The sequence below is a fragment of the Rhizobium sp. SAFR-030 genome (assembly GCF_059415005.1).
The window spans coordinates 1,067,386-1,084,060 of the sequence record NZ_JBPFDO010000001.1 but is presented as its reverse complement, the minus strand read 5'-3'; the positions used below and the strand labels follow the sequence as shown (position 1 = coordinate 1,084,060).

The following is a 16,675-nucleotide window of genomic DNA, read 5'->3' as shown; positions in this document are numbered from 1 at the left end:
TGCATTCGCCGCAAGCAGTTGAGTCGTGTCAGACGCGCATCTCTCGATCATGGTCGCCGACTGTCCGGTAGCGACCGCAGGGATCGAGCAACGGCAGGAAGAGATAGAAGCGCTGATCGAGTTCCATAGACACGCCGAGGAGCTCTGCAGCAAAAATGGCATCTCCTTCGATGTCGATCACCTCTACGACGACCTTATCATCCCCGGCACCATTACCCGAGTTATACGGCCGCCTTCCTCCCTTGGCTCCATCCCCATCCGACTATATCCGACCCCAGGAACATCTACCGCAGACCCGCGTTGATGTGCAGCCGAGGCGACCGCCTTGCGCAATTATCGAATGGAGTCTTCATCATGGGTCGTGGCATTCTTCTCTGGCTCCTGGGTATCCCGCTGCCGATCATCATTCTCCTCGCGCTGTTCATGCGATAAGGGGACGGCTATGGCTCTTTATCAATCAGGCGTCTCGGACGCCGGTGTCGAATCGAACGTCCCGGCGCTCGCCTGGGGTCCGGTCATCGGCGGCGCAGTCGCGGCATCGGCAACGACGCTGATCCTGCTGCTTCTCGGCTCCGGCGTCGGGCTGACGATGGTCTCGCCCTGGGCCGGTGAGAGCGCCTCGTTCGCGACGATCGGCGTGACCGCCGCCATCTGGTTCGTCGTCGTCCAATGGCTGTCCTCGGCACTCGGCGGTTACCTGACCGGCCGCCTGCGCACCAAGTGGGCCGGCATCCACACCGACGAAGTGTTCTTCCGCGATACCGCCCACGGCTTCCTCAGCTGGGCGCTGGCAACCGTCGTCGTCGCCGGTCTTGCAGGTTCAGCCTTCACCTCGCTGGTCGGCTCTGGCGTTCAGGCCGTCAGCTCGGCTGCCTCCACCGCGACCATGGCCGGTGCCGCCGCGTCTTCGGGCGATAACGCAACCGGTCCGGATCTCGGCACGAGCTACTTCACCGATGCGCTTCTGCGTCCTCAGGAAGTCCGGGCCCGTGCGGAATCCGACAACACGGCTGCCACCGCAGAAGTATCACGCATCCTGATGAATGGTGCGGTCCAGGGTGGCGTTCCGGAGGATGACAAGGCCTATCTCGTGACGATCGTCGCCTCGCGCGCCGGACTGACACCGGAAGAGGCCCGCACGCGCGTCGATGCCGTGCTGCAGCAGGTCGAAGATGCGAAGATTGCCGCTCAGCAGAAGGCCGAGGAGGCCCGCAAGGCTGCCGCAACGACCGCCATGCTGGGTGCGCTTTCGCTTCTGGTCGGCGCCTTCATCGCTTCCGCTTCTGCCGCTCTCGGCGGCCGCCAGCGGGATGATGAAGAAGCAGCGCTCGTCGTCACGCGCTAAGATCGAGTGATCCATGAGCCGCCGGCGTTTCGCCGGCGGCTTTTTCGCGCTCTCAGGCGCGGCTCGCCAGCCAGCCGTGAATGCCGCGAGCCGCAGCTCGACCGGTTGCAAAGCATGCGGTCAAGAGGTAGCCGCCGGTCGGCGCCTCCCAGTCCAGCATTTCGCCGGCGGCAAAAACGCCCGGCATCGCCTCCAGCATGTAATTCTCGTCGACACTGTCCCAGGAGATGCCACCGGCAGACGAGATCGCCTCCTCGATCGGCCGTGGCCGCAGAACCGGCAGCGGCAGGCTCTTGACCAGCTGTGCTACGTGCGCTGCGCTGGCGGCCGAACCGTCGGACGGTTGCGGTGATCCTGCGCCGGCGTCCGATGAGGCGAGGCGGGTCATCGCACGGCATTCGCTGAACAGTGCAACTTTGACGCCATCCAGGCCGGCTGCCTTGCGCAGCCTGTTGGAGAGGCTCGTCTTGGGTGGTTGTCGCAGCAAGGCATCCTCTATCTGCCTCTCGCTGCGGCCCGGCGCCAGGTCGAGCAGCAAGGCCGCCCGTCCATCCGTCGCCAGCTGGTCGCGGAGCGCCGCCGCGTGGGCGTAGACGAGGCTGCCCTCGATCCCGTGGCGGCTGATGACGAACTCGCCCTGGCTGTCGCCGGCAGCCGAGAGCGCGCGCACCGCCTTGACCGGCGCGCCTTCGAAGCGCTCGCGAAACCTGTCGCTCCAGGCGACGTCGAAGCCACAATTGGCCGGCCGGAAATCGGCGACCGCTACGCCCTTTTCCCTCAGTCCGTCGACCCAGGCGGCGTCGGAGCCAAGCCTTGGCCAGCTGGCGCCGCCGAGCGCCAGCAGCACCGCATCGGCCGCGCGCGGCATCTCCCCCTCGGCTGTCGCAAAGATCGGTACACCCTTGTCGAAACGCAGGAAGCGATGGCGGGGCAGGAGAACGACGCCCTCGGCCTGCAGCCGCTTCAGCCAGGCGCGCAGCAGCGGCGACGCCTTCATGGCGGTGGGAAAGACGCGACCGGACGAGCCGATAAAGGTCTCGGTGCCAAGCTCCAGCGCCCAGGCACGCACGTCATCCGGCGTGAAGCGATCCAGCGCCGATGCAAGCCGTGCGTTCGCGGCGCCGAAGCGCAGGCGAAACCGGTCATAGGGTTCGGAGTGGGTGATGTTGAGGCCGGATTTGCCGGCAAGCAGGAACTTGCGGCCGAAGCTGGGCATCGCCTCGCAGACCGTCACCCGGTGGCCGGCCGCGGCAAGCACTTCTGCCGCCATGAGGCCGGCAGGCCCGCCGCCGATGATCAGAACCGCTTTGCGGACCATGGGCATCCGGTTCCGTCATCGGGATCGCGAGAGCGACCGGCGCCGCAGCGGGCGCTGGTCGGTGTCGGGAGATGGCTCAGGCCATCCACTGCTGGATATAGGGCCAGACTTCCACACCGCCGTGATAGACCATGCTCAGCGTCACGTAGACGATGACCGCGAGGCCCACATAGGCGATCCAGCGGTGACGGTGCAGCAGGCGGGCGACGAGGTTGGCAGCAAGCCCCATCAGCGCGATCGAGACGATCAGCCCGATGATCAGCACGCTGGTGTGCTCCTGCGCCGCACCGGCGACGGCCAGCACGTTGTCGAGCGACATGGAGACGTCGGCGATGACGATCTGCGTGGCGGCCTGCAGGAAGGTCTTGTTGACCTTGGTCTTCTGCGCCTCGGCATCCGTCAGGGCGCCTTCTGCCGTGTGGTCGGCGGAACGCAGCTCACTCCACATCTTCCAGCACACCCAGGCCAGCAGGAGTCCGCCGACCAGCTGCAGGCCGACGATGCCGAGCAGGTACGCGGTGATCGTCGCAAAGCCGATGCGCAGGACGGTGGCGGCGATGATGCCGACGAGGATCGCCTTCTTGCGCTGTTCGGTCGGCAGGCCGGCCGCTGCAAGTCCGATGACGATGGCGTTGTCGCCGGCCAGCACCAGATCGATGGCGATGACCTGAAAGAGCGCCGCAAGTCCTGCGGCCGTGAAGATTTCCATGGTGTTATCCCTTGTCGTCAGCACGCCGCCGGGAACGTCGGCCAACCGTGATCTCCGGCTGGCTACAGAATATTTTGCCGGCGAATGCAACAACAATCTCCGCGGGAGGCGGCAAAACGGCCCCTCTCTCCGGCAGATGTCTCGATTGCGTCACTTTCCAAGCCGGCTGCGCAGTCCCTTCAGGATATAGCCGGCAAGCTTCTCGTAATCCTCGTCGAAGTGATGGCCCCCCTCGATCCCGATGATCTCGACGCCGCGCGCCGCCAGGCCCTTGCAGGCATCGTCATCGTCTTCCGTGCCGTAGACGCACTGGACGAGCTTCGAATCGATGCTCTGCAACGCCTCAGTCGGGTCGCCGCCATCGCCGTCGCCCTGGCCGCCGAGCCAGCCGGACACCGAGATCTCGAAATCCGCCACATGCGACAGTGCCAGCAGGCTGAGGAGCGAGACCTTGGACCGGTCTGCGGGAGGCAGGCGGTTGAAGGTCGACGGCAGGATGTCGGCGCCGAAGGAATAGCCGATCAGCACCACGTGGCTGACGTTCCACTGCTTGCGGTAGGTGCGGATGATCCGGCTAAGATCCGCGGCCGTCTCGTCCGGCGTCTTGCGCGACCAGAAGTAGCGTAGCGCATCGACGCCGACGACCGGAACGCCGTCCGCCTGCAGCGCCGCCGCCACCTCGCTGTCGATGTCGCGCCATCCGCCGTCGCCGGAATAGACGATCGCCATCGTATCCAGCTTCGGTGCGGCTTCCAGAATGGTGAGCGGCAGGCCAAGCGTCGCATTGTCGGAGCCGGCAGCGTCCATGCTGGCGGTGAGCGCCTCCGCCAGCGTTTCGGCGGCAGAGCCCTGCGCTTCCTCGATGTCGATGTCGGGATGGCCCGCCTGCAGCGCCTCGGCGTGCTTGCGCCCCTCGGCATCGGCCGACCCGGAGAGATAGATCGTCACCGGCGCCGGCAGCGCACCCTCGGTCAGGCCATAGATGATCCGCTCGCCGTCCTGCTGCTTTTCGGCCGGCGTGCAAAGCTGCTTGGAAAGCGTGATGCCGGCCTGCGGATCGACGGCGATCGCCTCGCCAATCGTCGCGGCCGGGCTTTGGGCAATCATCCCGAGAACGAGCGCACCGGCCGCGCCGGTCCCGGCGATCACCGGCGATCGATAGCTGCCGCTGCCCAGCGACCGCTGCACCTGCTGCGCCACCGACTCGACGTCGGAGATCATGTAGATGCAGTCGTCCTCGTCCTTGTTCAACGCGGCGATGTAGGCGGGCAGATCGATGCCGACGACCAGTGCGCCTTTTGCTGCCAGCGCCTTCGCCTGACTGTCTTCGGCGTCGTTCCAGCCATCGGCATCCGACAGCAGGAAGATGTTGGATTTCATCGTGCCGGCCGGCTTGAAGATGTGCGGCGTCGGGATCATGCCGAGTTCCAGCGCCGGATCTCCGGCAGCGGCTGGCGGCTGGGCCTGCGCGGCAGCGGATCCGGCGGTCGCTGTGCCGAGAATGCCGATCAGCGCCAGCGTCAGGAGGTTCTTCATCATTTGCCAACCACTCCGCGAACGCCGCCACTGATCAGCAGCGTGACGTCCATCAATGCCAGGACGGCGCCCGTTCCACCCGCCACCGCCATATAGCGCGGCTGCCATTGCGGCTGGAACTTCGACTTGAAGGCGCGCAGTCCCTTGAAGTTGTAGAAGCGTTCGCCGTGCTCGAACAGCGTCCCGCCGATCCGGTCCCAGACCGGAGCCACGTCGCGCTTCGACATGCCTGACAGCGGCGCCATCCCCAGATTGAACGTCTGGTATCCGGCATTTTTCAGGTGCTCGAGCAGGCTGACGAACAGAAAGTCCATGGCGCCGCGGGGCGCATCGGGCGCGAACCGCATCAGGTCGACGCTCGCTTCCTGCCTGGTTTCGGTGAGGAAAATCGTTGCGAAGGCAACGATCCTGCCGTCCTTGCGCAGCACGGCGACGGGCTGCGATGCGACGTAGTGCTCCTCGAACGAACCCAGCGAAAAACCCTTCTCTCGCGTTTCGTGGTGGGCGAGCCAGCTGTCGGAGACGCTCTTCAGTTCCGTCATCGCGCCGGCCACGTCAGCGACCTCTATGATGGCGAACTCCATGCCGTCGCGGCGTCCCTTGTTGAGCGCCTGCCGGAGCCCGGAGAGCCGGCCGCCCTTGAGGTCGAAGGCGAGGAGGTCGACCAGCGCCATCTCGCCGAGCTTGAAGGCACGCAGGCCGGCATCGGCGCAGTAGGACAGAAGCGCCGGTGACACCTGGTAGAGAACGGCGCGGCCGCCGGCCTCGCGGGCTCGCTCGACGAAGCGCCAGATCATCTCGGCCGTCTCGGACGGATCCCCGACCGGGTCGCCGAGGCTGATCCACGAGCGCCCCTGGATGCCGTACATGATGAAGGTTCGGCCACTGTCGGAGAACATCACGTGCTTGTCGGCCATGCGCACCAGGTTGGCGTCGGAATTGCTGCCGCCGGCGACGATGGCGATGGCCTTTTGCAGATCCTCTTCCGTCAGCGGAGCGGGGTGACGGAAGGCCGGCCGCAGAAGGCTGAAGGTCGCCACCGCAACCGAAAGAATGGTCACTCCAAGCAGCGCCCGCAGGCTGCGCGGCGCCTCGCTGAACAGCTCGAACTGCCACCAGAGCTGATGGCTGTAGTCGACGTCGCGATAGACGAAGAAGAGGATGGCCGTGGCACCGGCAAGGATCACACCGATCGCCATCATCCACGGCAGGCTGAGCACCTGGTTGAACAGCGAGGCCGGGCGGCGGAACCGTCGGCCGTTGACCAACATGGCGACGATGAAGACGGCAAGGAAAGCCGCTTCGCCGAGAGCCACTGCGCGCAGGAATGAGAAGACCAGAGCCGTAAGGGCCGAGACGAAGGCCACCCACCAGGCACCGTCGAGCCGCTGCGCAAGCCCGCGCGAGGCGATCGCCATGGCAAGGCCGAGAAGGCTGGAGAGAAAATGCGCGCCCTCGACCACCGGCAGCGGCAGGATGTTCGACAGGATATCGAGGTCCGAATCCGGGGTCGGCGTGACGCTCGAAAAGATCAGCATGGCGCCGAGCAGCAGCGAGAAGGTCGAGAGCAGCGGCGGCGACAGGCGGGCCGCGACATTGCTGATGTCGCTCGCAAGCGGATGCTTGGCGAGTTCGCGCGCCTCCGAAATGACGATCATGACGATGGCGATGGTCAGCGGCAGCACGTAGTAGATGAGACGGTAGAGAACCAGGCTGCCGAGCAGCGCGTCGACGCTGATCGCATTGCCGAGCGCGCCGATGATCACGGCTTCGAAGACGCCGAGCCCGGCCGGGACGTGGCTGAGCACGCCAAGGCCGATGGCGGTGGCAAAGACCGCCAGGAAGGACGGCCAGCCGATGTTGGTCTCCGGCATCAGCACGTAGAGCACCGAGGCCGAGGCGGCGATGTCGAAGGCGGTGATGAGGAACTGGCGGGACGAGGTGAGAGTATCGGGGAGGCGCAGGCGGATGCGCATCACCTGCACGGTGCGGCCGTTGCGGCCAAGGAAAAGCAGGCCGGCGAGAAGCGCCAGGACGACCACCGCGCCGACCCGCAACAGGCTCGGGTCGAGGCCGACGATGCTTGCCAGCCGCGGCGCGGTGATCAGCGCCGCGATCGCGCTGACCGCCAGCAGGCCAAGGCCGAAGGCGAAGGTGACGAAGGCGATGACGCGGGCGACGTCTTCCGGCGACAGGCCGAGCCTCGAATAGGCGCGGAAGCGGATGGCCCCGCCGCTCAGTGCCCCGAAGCCGGCGGTATTGCCGATCGCATAGGCACTGAAGGCGGTGACCGCCACCGGCAGCGGTGGCAGTTTGCGGCCGATGTAATCGAGTGCGTTGAGATCGTAGTAGACCAGCGAGGCAAAGCTGAGCGCGGTGAACAGGATGGCAAGGCCGATGGACGTCCAACTCGTATCGGCCAGCGCATCGACGACCTCGTCATAGCGGACCTCATTGGTCAGCTTGTAGACCGCGACCGCCATGACGGCGAACACTACGAGCATCGCCAGCCACGCCAGGCAGACGCGGAAGCGGGCGAGGAATTCGAAGATCGGGTGACGAAGCGGGGCGGCGGCAGGCTGCTGTTCAGGGCTCTTCATATGTCACCTAGATGGGCGCTTCTCGCGGACGGCCGCCGGCAACGATTATTCGACCAAGAAGCGGTTGGCTACTCCTCTCGCTTCAACTTGGACGAAAGTGCGGCGCGCAACAACCGCCTCGGTCTGTGAACCTGCGTCGGATCGCCTTGTGGCCCGCGAAACGCGCGCGATGACGGGCTAAGCGGCCTGCGTCGGGGTCGACGTGAAGAGGTTCTCAGAGACGGGAAATGGGCCGTCGAGGGTTGCCGGGCAGCGGGTGGCCCGCGTGCTGTGCAAATTGGCGACATCTGGCACGCCGGACGCCTTCCTGAAGCGATCGCCATTAACCTCTGGGCAACGAATTAACCATACAACTATCGCACACACGGCGAAATGGGTTGATCCGCAAGGGCCGCCCGCAAGGCATGAAGCCGCTCCGTCGTACCGGTTCCGGCCCGGTATCTCTTCCATGACATTCCAGGATGGCGTCTGGCGCCTGTCCAATCGAACGCAAGCTGCGCAGCCCTTGCCGCACCGATTGCTCACGCGTGGAGATGCCAACCGTCCTGGCGCCAAGAGTGCCTGCCGGCTGAACACCCTCAAGCCGCCTGGCCTCGCAGGCTTTGCAATGTCGCGACCTGTCGGGATCATCAGCCCGCGGAGCGCGTCGAGAAGGTTCACGCCGATCCCCCAAAGGTCGGTCATCATTGAGGACGGGCCTTGGCTCACGACACCGCAACGGATCAAGCGCGAAAGGCCCAGGCCGGCAGCCTGCGCGAGCGGCTTGCCTTCGCCGGCCTCGATGCCGAAAGCTGCGAACTGCTGCGCCGTTTCCGGCCGGCGCTCGAGGAGCGTCTGCGCGAAGGCCTGCGCGACTTCTTCCATCGCCTGCAGACTTCGCCCGATGCCATGCGCCACTTCGACAGCGATCTGCAACTGCAGCGGCTGCACGATCTGCAGGCCTCACACTGGAGCGTGCTGACCGACGCGCGGTTCGACGCACTCTACGCCGAACGTGTGAAGGTGCTGTCGGATGCCGAGAGCCGAATGGGTCTCGACCCGCGCTGGCATATCGCCGGCCACGCGGTCATGCTCGAAAATCTGATTTCCGGACTGCTCGACGAGCTGACCTCCCGGTCGCTTCTGCCGGCCGGCCGCAAGAAGGAGCGCGAACTCTCCGATGCGGTGCGGTCCGTCATCCGGCTGGTGATGGTCGACGTCGAGATTGCCGTGTCGCTGCGTATCAACGAACTGCGCCTCAAGCATCAGCGGGCGCTGGCAGCCCAGCGCGAACACGATCATGCGCAGGCGAACGACCTGTTCGGGCCGATCGCCGCGTCGCTCTGCGACCAGGACCTGACCGCTCGTATCTCCGACGATCGCCCCGACATCTACGCCGATCTGTCGGCGCTGCTCAACCAGGCGCTGGAGGCGATGTCGGCATCGTTGCAGACCGCCTCAGACAGGATCGTCGATGCAGAAAGGCTGGCGGAAACGCTGGCTGTATCGAGCCGTCAGGTCGCGGCAGAGGTAGAACAGCAGGCGGTCGACGTTACGGCCGCTGCCGCCGATGTCTCCGAACTGGCAGCCCTGGTCGGTGCCAGCGCCGCTCAGGCGGCTGGCGCGGAAACGGCCGTGGCCGGCGCCCGCCGGTCGGCCGAGGAAAGCGGCGAGGTCGTCGGACGGGCGATCAGCGCCATGGCCGACATCGAGGAGTCCGCCGAAAAGATCGGCCAGATCATCGGGGTCATCGACGAGATCGCCTTCCAGACCAACCTCCTGGCACTGAACGCCGGTATCGAGGCGGCGCGTGCCGGCGATAGCGGTCGCGGATTCGCCGTCGTCGCCCAGGAAGTGCGGGCGCTGGCGCAGCGCTCTGCCGAGGCGGCGCGCGAAATCAAGCAGCTCGTCACCGGCACCAAGAGCCAGGTCGATGCAGGCGTGAAAATGGTCCATCGCACCCAGCAGGCGATCGGCGGCATCGTCGACCAGGTCGCCGGCATCAACACCACCATCGCCGACATCGCCAGGGCGACCAGCGATCAGGCGGGATCGCTTGCGCGCGTTGCAGGCGAGATCCGCATGCTGGACCAGCGCATGGCAGACAGTGCCCGCAAGGCGCGCCAGCTGGGCGAGGGGGGCGACGAACTGCAGACGGTCGTTCTGGAGCTTGGCCGCACCGTTCGCGAGTTCCGCATCGAGCGCGAGACGAGGAATGCCGGCCGTCTCTGGCAGGCGAAGTCCAAGGTGGCGGAAGACAAGCAGACGACGGATTTCCAGGACCTGGAGGAATTCCAGGCTTCCGGATCCGTCTTCATGGCGCCCCAGCTTGCCGTCGGGGGACGGTAGGCGCGGCGCCCGGTGCTCCCGGTGGGGCAAAGAAAACACGGATCGACGCAGCGCTCGCCGCGCGATCACAAGGCTAGAGACGGGGATTGAAGGAATGGCAAGCAGGAAAGCAGAAACGGGAAGCCTGAAGCTGGTTTCGGTGCTGGACCTCAACGAGGCCTCGGTACTGCACGGCCAGCTGGGCACCCTCAGGGGGAAGGACCTGGCGATCGATGCCTCGGGCGTCGAACGCGTCGGCGTTCAATGTGTGCAAGTGCTGATGGCGGCTGCCAACGCCTGGGAAGAGGACAAGAAGAAATTCGTGTTCGAGAAAGCCTCGGACGCCTTCCGCAAGACCACCCAGCTCATTGGCATCAACATCGAACATCTGCTCGCTAAGGAGACCGCACAGTGAAGAAGAGAATCCTGACCGTCGACGATTCACGGACCATCCGGAACATGCTTCTGGTGACCCTGAACAATGCCGGCTTCGAAACCATTCAGGCCGAGGACGGCGTCGAGGGTCTCGAAGTGCTGGAAGAGTGCAATCCCGACGTCATCGTCACGGACATCAACATGCCGCGCCTCGACGGCTTCGGCTTTATCGAGGGTGTTCGCCGCAACGAGCGCTACCGCGCCGTTCCGATCCTCGTACTGACCACGGAAAGCGATGCGGAAAAGAAGAACCGCGCGCGCCAGGCCGGGGCGACCGGCTGGATCGTCAAGCCTTTCGATCCGGCAAAACTGATTGATGCGATCGAACGCGTAACCGCCTGAACCGGGAATTCCTGCGATGGATATGAATGAAATCAAAGAGATCTTCTTCCAGGAATGCGAGGAGCAGCTCGCTGAATTGGAAGCCGGTCTTCTCAAGCTGAATGATGGAGATCGCGACCCGGAAACGGTGAACGCCGTCTTCCGTGCCGTGCATTCGATCAAGGGCGGTGCCGGCGCATTCGGGCTTGATGACCTGGTTTCGTTCGCCCACGTGTTCGAGACGACGCTTGATTGCGTGCGCTCCAACAAGCTGGAACCGTCGCAGGACGTTCTGAAGGTGATGCTGAAGTCGGCCGACATCCTGGCGGACCTTGTCACCTGCTCGCGCGATGGCGGAAGCGTCGACGAGAGCCGCAGCCGCGGTCTCGTCAAGGAACTCGAGGCGCTGGCGCGCGGCGAGATCCCGTCCGGCGGCGCAGCCGTCGAGACATCCAAGCCCGCTCCGGCAAAGGCTACAGCGCCCGCCGAGGCGCCGCCGCCGACCGATGACAGCGGCTTCCAGCCGATCCCCTTCACCTTCGATGATTTCGGCAGCGATGAGCCGCAGGCCGCGAGCTCGACCTTCGAGGTGCTGTTCAAGCCGCGTCGCGAGCTTTACGCCAAGGGCAACGAAGCCGCCCTGCTGCTGCGCGACCTCTCGCGCGTCGGCGACATGAGCATCAACTGCGACATGGACACGCTGCCGGCCTTCGACAAGATGGATCCGGAAGAGGCCTATTTCGGCTGGACCATCCAGGTGAAGACGGACAAGGGCGAACAGGACATCCGCAGCATCTTCGAATTTGCCGAATGGGATTGCGATCTCGACGTCAAGGTTCCGGACACCGCCGAAGAACTGCCGATGATCCCCGTGCCGTTCGACCTGTCGGCGCTCGACGAGGACGAGGGTGCGGCCGCAGTGCCGTCGTCGGCAGGTGCCGCCGCAAGCCTCGCGGCCGATGCCGTTTCAGCCGCTGAGACGGCCTCCAACGTCAGCAAGCTTGCCGCCGTTGCCGCGCGCGTCGAGAAGAAGGAAAGCCAGGCCGCTGCGGCCGCCGCAGCCGCGAATGCCAACGCTGCCGCCAACAACAGCGCCGGCCAGACCATCCGCGTCGACCTCGACCGTGTCGACCGCCTCATCAACCTCGTCGGCGAGCTGGTCATCAACCAGGCCATGCTGTCGCAGAGCGTCATCGAGAACGATGCGACGGGCACGTCCTCGATCAACATGGGCCTCGAGGAGCTGCAGCAGCTCACCCGCGAGATCCAGGATTCGGTCATGGCGATCCGCGCCCAGCCGGTCAAGCCGGTCTTCCAGCGGATGTCGCGCATCGTTCGCGAAGTCGCAGACATGGTCGGCAAGTCGATCCGCCTGATCACTGAAGGCGAAAACACCGAAGTCGACAAGACGGTCATCGACAAGCTGGCCGAGCCGCTGACCCACATGATCCGCAATGCCGTCGACCACGGCATCGAAAGCCCCGAAAAGCGCGAGGCCGCCGGCAAGAACCCGGAAGGCACCGTCAAGCTGACGGCCAAGCACCGGTCGGGCCGAATCGTCATCGAACTGGTCGACGACGGCGCCGGCATCAACCGCGAACGCGTGCGCCAGAAGGCCATCGACAACGACCTGATTGCGGCCGATGCCAACCTGACCGACGAGGAGATCGACAACCTGATCTTCATGCCGGGCTTCTCGACCGCCGACAAGATCTCCGACATTTCCGGCCGCGGCGTCGGCATGGACGTGGTCAAGCGGTCGATCCAGGCGCTCGGCGGCCGCATCTCGATTTCCTCGCGCCCCGGCCAGGGTTCGACCTTCACCATGAGCCTGCCGCTGACGCTTGCCGTCCTCGACGGCATGGTCGTCACCGTCGCCGGCCAGACGCTGGTCGTGCCGCTGACGGCGATCGTCGAAACCCTGCAGCCGGAAGCGTCGGCCGTGCATTCCTTCGGCGCCAACCAGCGGCTGATCTCGATCCGCAATTCCTTCTGCCCGCTCGTCGATGTCGGCCGCATTCTGAACTTCCGCGCAACTCAGGCCAATCCGGTAGAAGGCGTCGCGCTGCTGGTGGAATCCGAAGGTGGCGGCCAGCGGGCTCTGATGGTCGATGCCATCCAGGGTCAGCGCCAGGTGGTCATCAAGTCGCTTGAAGCCAACTACACGCATGTTCCGGGCATCGCCGCTGCAACCATCCTCGGCGATGGCCGCGTGGCGCTCATCCTCGACGTCGATGCGGTGGTCGCCGCCTCGCGGGGCCAGTCGCTCAGGCAGGATGGCGGGATGAAGGCGGACATGCCGCTGGCAGCGACGGGCTGAGCCGATGTCCTATGCCGCCAAAAATCTTGTTCAGGGTAGCCGGGAGCTCATCGCCTTCCGCATCGGCGATCAGGAATTTTGCGTCGACATCATGTCGGTCCGGGAGATCCGCGGCTGGACGAAGGCGACGATGCTGCCGCATTCGCCGTCCTACGTCATGGGCGTCATCAACCTGCGCGGCGTCGTGCTGCCGATCATGGATCTCTCCGCCCGGCTCGGCATCGGCCGTACCGAGGCGTCGGAGCGGCACGTCATCATCGTCACGCAGGTCAAGACCCGCATCGTCGGCCTGCTGGTCGAGGCGGTGTCGGACATCCTGACTGTCACCGATGACAACATCCAGCCGGTCCCCGAGATCTCCTCGGATCTGGAACGGCAGTTCGCCCGCGGCATCCTGGCTATCGACAAGCGCATGATCTGCCTGATCGAGCTTACGGCATTGATCTCCGACACGGAAAGTGAAGCCGCATGAAGGCTCTTGGCAATCTCGATGTGAAGCAGTCCCCGGACGAGGTGCTGGCCAGTGGTGAATATCCGCTGACTCGCCGCGACCTGACGGAAATCGCCGCGATGATCTACGCGGACGCCGGCATCTACCTCAACGACAGCAAGGCGTCGCTCGTCTATTCGCGGCTCTCCAAGCACATCCGCAATCTCGGCCTGCGCGGCTTTCGCGAATATTGCGCGCTTGTGTCGTCGCCGGAAGGTGCGCCTGCCCGGCGCGAGATGCTGTCGCATCTGACGACGAATTTTACCCGCTTCTTCCGCGAGAACCACCACTTCGAGCACCTGCGCGACGAGGTTCTGCCGGGCCTGATCGCGCGGGCCAAGAGCGGCGGCCGGGTGCGCATCTGGTCGGCCGCCTCGTCTGACGGGCAGGAACCCTACTCGATCGCGCTGACGGTGATGTCGCTGCTGCCCAATGCGGCCGACTATGACTTCCGCATCCTCGCAACCGATATCGACCCGAAGATCCTGGCTCTCGCGCGGGCCGGCATCTACGACGAGAACGCGTTGGAGACGGTCAACCCGTCGATGCGCAAGCAGTACTTCCGCGAGGTCGATGCCGGCGGCCGTCGCAAGTTCCAGATCGACGACAAGGTCAAGAAGCTGATCACCTACAACGAGCTGAACCTGATGGCCCAGTGGCCGTTCAAGGGCAAGTTCGACGTCATCTTCTGCCGCAACGTGGTGATCTACTTCGACGAGCCGACCCAGATGAAGATCTGGTCCCGCTTCGCCTCGCTGTTTCCCGAGGGCGGTCATCTGTACATCGGTCACTCGGAGCGCGTCAGCGGCGACGCAAAGAACGCCTTCGATAACATCGGCATAACCACCTACCGCTATACTGGCAAAAACGCGGGGAGGAAGTCATGACCGTACCGGCACGTGTTCTTGTCGTAGACGACTCGCCGACCATGCGCGGCCTGATCACCGCTGTTCTGAATTCCGATCCGGGCGTCAGCGTCATCGGCCAGGCCGGCGACGCCATGGAAGCCCGCGCTGCGATCAAGCAGCTCAATCCCGATGTCGTCACCCTCGATATCGAAATGCCCAACATGAACGGGCTGGAGTTCCTCGAAAAGATCATGCGGCTGCGGCCAATGCCGGTGATCATGGTGTCGACGATGACGCACCAGGGTGCCAATGCGACGCTTGCAGCCCTTGAGATCGGCGCCTTCGACTGTGTCAGCAAGCCGGTACCTGGCGATGCCCGTCCGTTTGGAGACCTGGCGGAGAAGGTCAAGGCGGCGGCGCGGTCCAAGCGCGGCCGGGTGGCGGCAACCGTGCCGGTGACGGCACCGGCGGCCGAATATCGCGTCGGCCGCAAGGTGGTCGCCATCGGTTCTTCCACCGGCGGCGTCGAGGCTCTCATTGCCGTTTTGCAGAAATTTCCGCCGAATTGCCCGCCGACGGTGATCACTCAACACATGCCGTCGACATTTACCAAAAGTTTTGCGGAAAGGCTTAATCGTATTTGCGCTCCTGTAGTCCAGGAAGCCACCGACGGGGCTAGACTTGAGATTGGCCGCATCTATCTAGCCCCCGGTGGTGACAGGCACCTGCAGGTCGTCAATCCGTCCGCGCCTTGCTGCCGGCTTGTCGAGCGAGACCCCGTCAACGGCCATCGGCCGTCGGTGGATGTGCTCTTCGACTCGGTGGCGGAACTTGCCGGCCGCAACGCGGTCGGCGTGATCCTCACCGGCATGGGCCGAGATGGTGCGTCCGGTCTGCTGAAGATGCGAAGTGCAGGGGCACGGACCATCGGTCAGAACGAGAAGACATGCGTCGTCTATGGCATGCCGCGGGTGGCGCATGACATAGGGGCGGTCGAGCTGCAGCTGCCGCTCGGCGCCATCGGAGATGAAATTTTGAAATTAACCGCTGCCCGAAAAGAAGGTACCGAATAAATGTCTCTCGCTGAAAAAATCAAAGTTCTGATCGTCGACGATCAGGTGACCAGCCGGTTGCTGCTCAGCGACGCCCTGACACAGCTCGGCTTCAAGCAGATCACGTCCGCAGGCGATGGCGAGCAGGGCATGAAGATCATGGCCGAGCAGCCGCATCACCTGGTGATTTCGGACTTCAACATGCCGAAGATGGACGGTCTGGGCCTGCTGCAGGCGGTGCGCACCAACCCGAACACCAAGAAGGCCGCCTTCATCATCCTGACGGCGCAGGGCGACCGCGCGCTGGTACAGAAGGCAGCCCAGCTCGGCGCCAACAACGTCCTGGCCAAGCCGTTCACGATCGAGAAGATGAAGGCTGCGATCGAGGCGGTTTTCGGAGCCCTTAAATGATCCACCCGGCCGCAGCCAAGCGGATGAACATCATCCAGGGCGAGTACAAGGTTACGGATGATCCCGAGGCCGTCATAACGACGATCCTCGGATCCTGCGTCGCTGCGTGCCTGCGGGATCCGGTGGCCGGGGTCGGCGGAATGAACCATTTCCTGCTGCCGGGCAATGGCCCGGGCGGCACGTCGGGTGGCGACATGTCGCGCTACGGCGTGCATCTCATGGAATTGCTGATCAACGGCATCCTGAAGCGCGGCGGACGGCGTGAGCGCCTGGAGGCGAAGGTCTTCGGTGGCGCCAAGACGATTGCCAGTTTCTCCAATGTCGGCGAGCAGAATGCGGCCTTTGCCATGCAGTTCCTGAGGGACGAGGGCATATCCGTGGTCGGCTCCTCAACGGGTGGCGAATTTGGCCGGAAACTCGAATACTGGCCTGTCAGCGGCCGCGCACGTGCATATCCCCTGACCGGCGCGGAAACGCAAAAGACGGTGGCCCTGGAGCAGCGTCCGGCCCGTCCCGTCAAGCCGGTCGAAAGTTCGATCGAATTTTTCTAGTCGAGGAAGCAATGTCCGTCATGTCCGTGCAGTCCCCCGCTTGCCTCGAAGAGAAGTTGCCTGAAGTTCTGACACGGATCGTGGCGGAACTGTATGACGTGGCCTACCTCATCGAGAGGGTGGAGCCGCAATTGCTCGACCTCGGCACGACTAGTGTTATTGGCTCGCCGGACAGCATGAAAGTCCTGCAGGGGATCGACCTTGCGGTGCAAAAGACCCGCGGCCTCGCGGAATTCATCGATACCCTCGCCGGGACCATCCCCGAGCACTGGACGGTTGATGTGTCGACGGCGCTCGCCCTCGTCAAGCTTGCCGACATGCACCGGGCGCTCAGCGCCGGCATGATCCAGCCGGCAGCAGTGCCGCTTGCCAAGGCAGCCGGTGACCTCGACTTCTTCTGATCGGCCGCCACAGTCGAGAGCTTCTCACCCC

The 16,675-nt window shown here is 64.6% G+C and carries 16 protein-coding genes; 11 read left to right on the top strand and 5 right to left on the bottom strand.

Going from position 1 to position 16,675, the window contains the following annotated elements; genetic code table 11:
• Positions 1–28: 28 nt before the first annotated feature.
• Entirely contained in the window at positions 29–181 is a 153-nt protein-coding gene (locus ACR65N_RS05580; RefSeq protein WP_440456062.1) for a hypothetical protein, read from the bottom strand.
• A gap of 261 nt (positions 182–442) precedes the next feature.
• Here ACR65N_RS05580 and ACR65N_RS05575 point away from each other — a divergent pair, with 261 nt between their 5' ends.
• A complete protein-coding gene (locus ACR65N_RS05575) occupies positions 443–1,345 on the top strand; it encodes a hypothetical protein (RefSeq protein WP_440456061.1) in 903 nt (300 codons plus the stop codon).
• A gap of 52 nt (positions 1,346–1,397) precedes the next feature.
• Here the strand turns inward: ACR65N_RS05575 and ACR65N_RS05570 are convergent, their stop codons facing one another.
• The 4 genes from ACR65N_RS05570 to mprF all read right to left on the bottom strand — a co-directional run bounded on the left by ACR65N_RS05570 (position 1,398) and on the right by mprF (position 7,508).
• Positions 1,398–2,663 (bottom strand): TIGR03862 family flavoprotein, encoded by a 1,266-nt coding sequence (locus tag ACR65N_RS05570; RefSeq protein ID WP_440456060.1) that lies wholly within the window; start codon positions 2,661–2,663, stop codon positions 1,398–1,400.
• A gap of 76 nt (positions 2,664–2,739) precedes the next feature.
• Entirely contained in the window at positions 2,740–3,372 is a 633-nt protein-coding gene (locus tag ACR65N_RS05565; protein ID WP_440456125.1) for a TerC family protein, read from the bottom strand.
• A 150-nt stretch (positions 3,373–3,522) separates the two neighbouring features.
• The gene (locus ACR65N_RS05560) at positions 3,523–4,911 is read right to left on the bottom strand and encodes a virulence factor family protein (protein WP_440456059.1); all 1,389 of its coding nucleotides are present in this window, start codon (positions 4,909–4,911) and stop codon (positions 3,523–3,525) included.
• On the bottom strand, positions 4,908–7,508 hold the full coding sequence (mprF, locus tag ACR65N_RS05555) for a bifunctional lysylphosphatidylglycerol flippase/synthetase MprF (RefSeq protein WP_440456058.1): 2,601 nt from the start codon (positions 7,506–7,508) through the stop codon (positions 4,908–4,910). Before mprF ends, ACR65N_RS05560 begins: the two co-directional genes overlap by 4 nt.
• A 699-nt stretch (positions 7,509–8,207) precedes the next feature.
• Between mprF and ACR65N_RS05550 the strand changes: the two genes are divergently transcribed.
• The 10 genes from ACR65N_RS05550 to ACR65N_RS05505 all read left to right on the top strand — a co-directional run bounded on the left by ACR65N_RS05550 (position 8,208) and on the right by ACR65N_RS05505 (position 16,644).
• Positions 8,208–9,836 (top strand): globin-coupled sensor protein, encoded by a 1,629-nt coding sequence (locus ACR65N_RS05550; RefSeq protein WP_440456057.1) that lies wholly within the window; start codon positions 8,208–8,210, stop codon positions 9,834–9,836.
• A 94-nt stretch (positions 9,837–9,930) separates the two neighbouring features.
• Complete coding sequence (locus ACR65N_RS05545; RefSeq protein WP_430306545.1) at positions 9,931–10,230, top strand: STAS domain-containing protein; 300 nt, start codon at positions 9,931–9,933, stop codon at positions 10,228–10,230.
• Positions 10,227–10,592, top strand: a complete 366-nt coding sequence (gene cheY1 / locus ACR65N_RS05540) for a chemotaxis response regulator CheY1 (protein WP_430305976.1) — start codon at positions 10,227–10,229, stop codon at positions 10,590–10,592. The genes ACR65N_RS05545 and cheY1 overlap by 4 nt, the downstream gene beginning before the upstream one ends.
• Before the next feature lie 16 nt (positions 10,593–10,608).
• The gene (locus tag ACR65N_RS05535; RefSeq protein ID WP_440456056.1) at positions 10,609–12,891 is read left to right on the top strand and encodes a chemotaxis protein CheA; all 2,283 of its coding nucleotides are present in this window, start codon (positions 10,609–10,611) and stop codon (positions 12,889–12,891) included.
• A gap of 4 nt (positions 12,892–12,895) precedes the next feature.
• Positions 12,896–13,363 (top strand): chemotaxis protein CheW, encoded by a 468-nt coding sequence (locus tag ACR65N_RS05530; RefSeq protein WP_430305974.1) that lies wholly within the window; start codon positions 12,896–12,898, stop codon positions 13,361–13,363.
• Complete coding sequence (cheR, locus tag ACR65N_RS05525; protein ID WP_430305973.1) at positions 13,360–14,268, top strand: protein-glutamate O-methyltransferase CheR; 909 nt, start codon at positions 13,360–13,362, stop codon at positions 14,266–14,268. Before ACR65N_RS05530 ends, cheR begins: the two co-directional genes overlap by 4 nt.
• A complete protein-coding gene (gene cheB, locus ACR65N_RS05520) occupies positions 14,265–15,302 on the top strand; it encodes a protein-glutamate O-methylesterase CheB (RefSeq protein WP_430305972.1) in 1,038 nt (345 codons plus the stop codon). Before cheR ends, cheB begins: the two co-directional genes overlap by 4 nt.
• Complete coding sequence (locus ACR65N_RS05515; protein WP_430305971.1) at positions 15,303–15,692, top strand: response regulator; 390 nt, start codon at positions 15,303–15,305, stop codon at positions 15,690–15,692.
• Positions 15,689–16,243: a chemoreceptor glutamine deamidase CheD gene (gene cheD, locus ACR65N_RS05510; RefSeq protein ID WP_440456055.1), complete on the top strand. Its 555-nt coding sequence runs from the start codon at positions 15,689–15,691 to the stop codon at positions 16,241–16,243. Before ACR65N_RS05515 ends, cheD begins: the two co-directional genes overlap by 4 nt.
• Positions 16,244–16,254: 11 nt before the next feature.
• On the top strand, positions 16,255–16,644 hold the full coding sequence (locus tag ACR65N_RS05505; protein WP_440456054.1) for a DUF8776 family protein: 390 nt from the start codon (positions 16,255–16,257) through the stop codon (positions 16,642–16,644).
• The last annotated feature ends 31 nt before the right edge of the window (positions 16,645–16,675 follow it).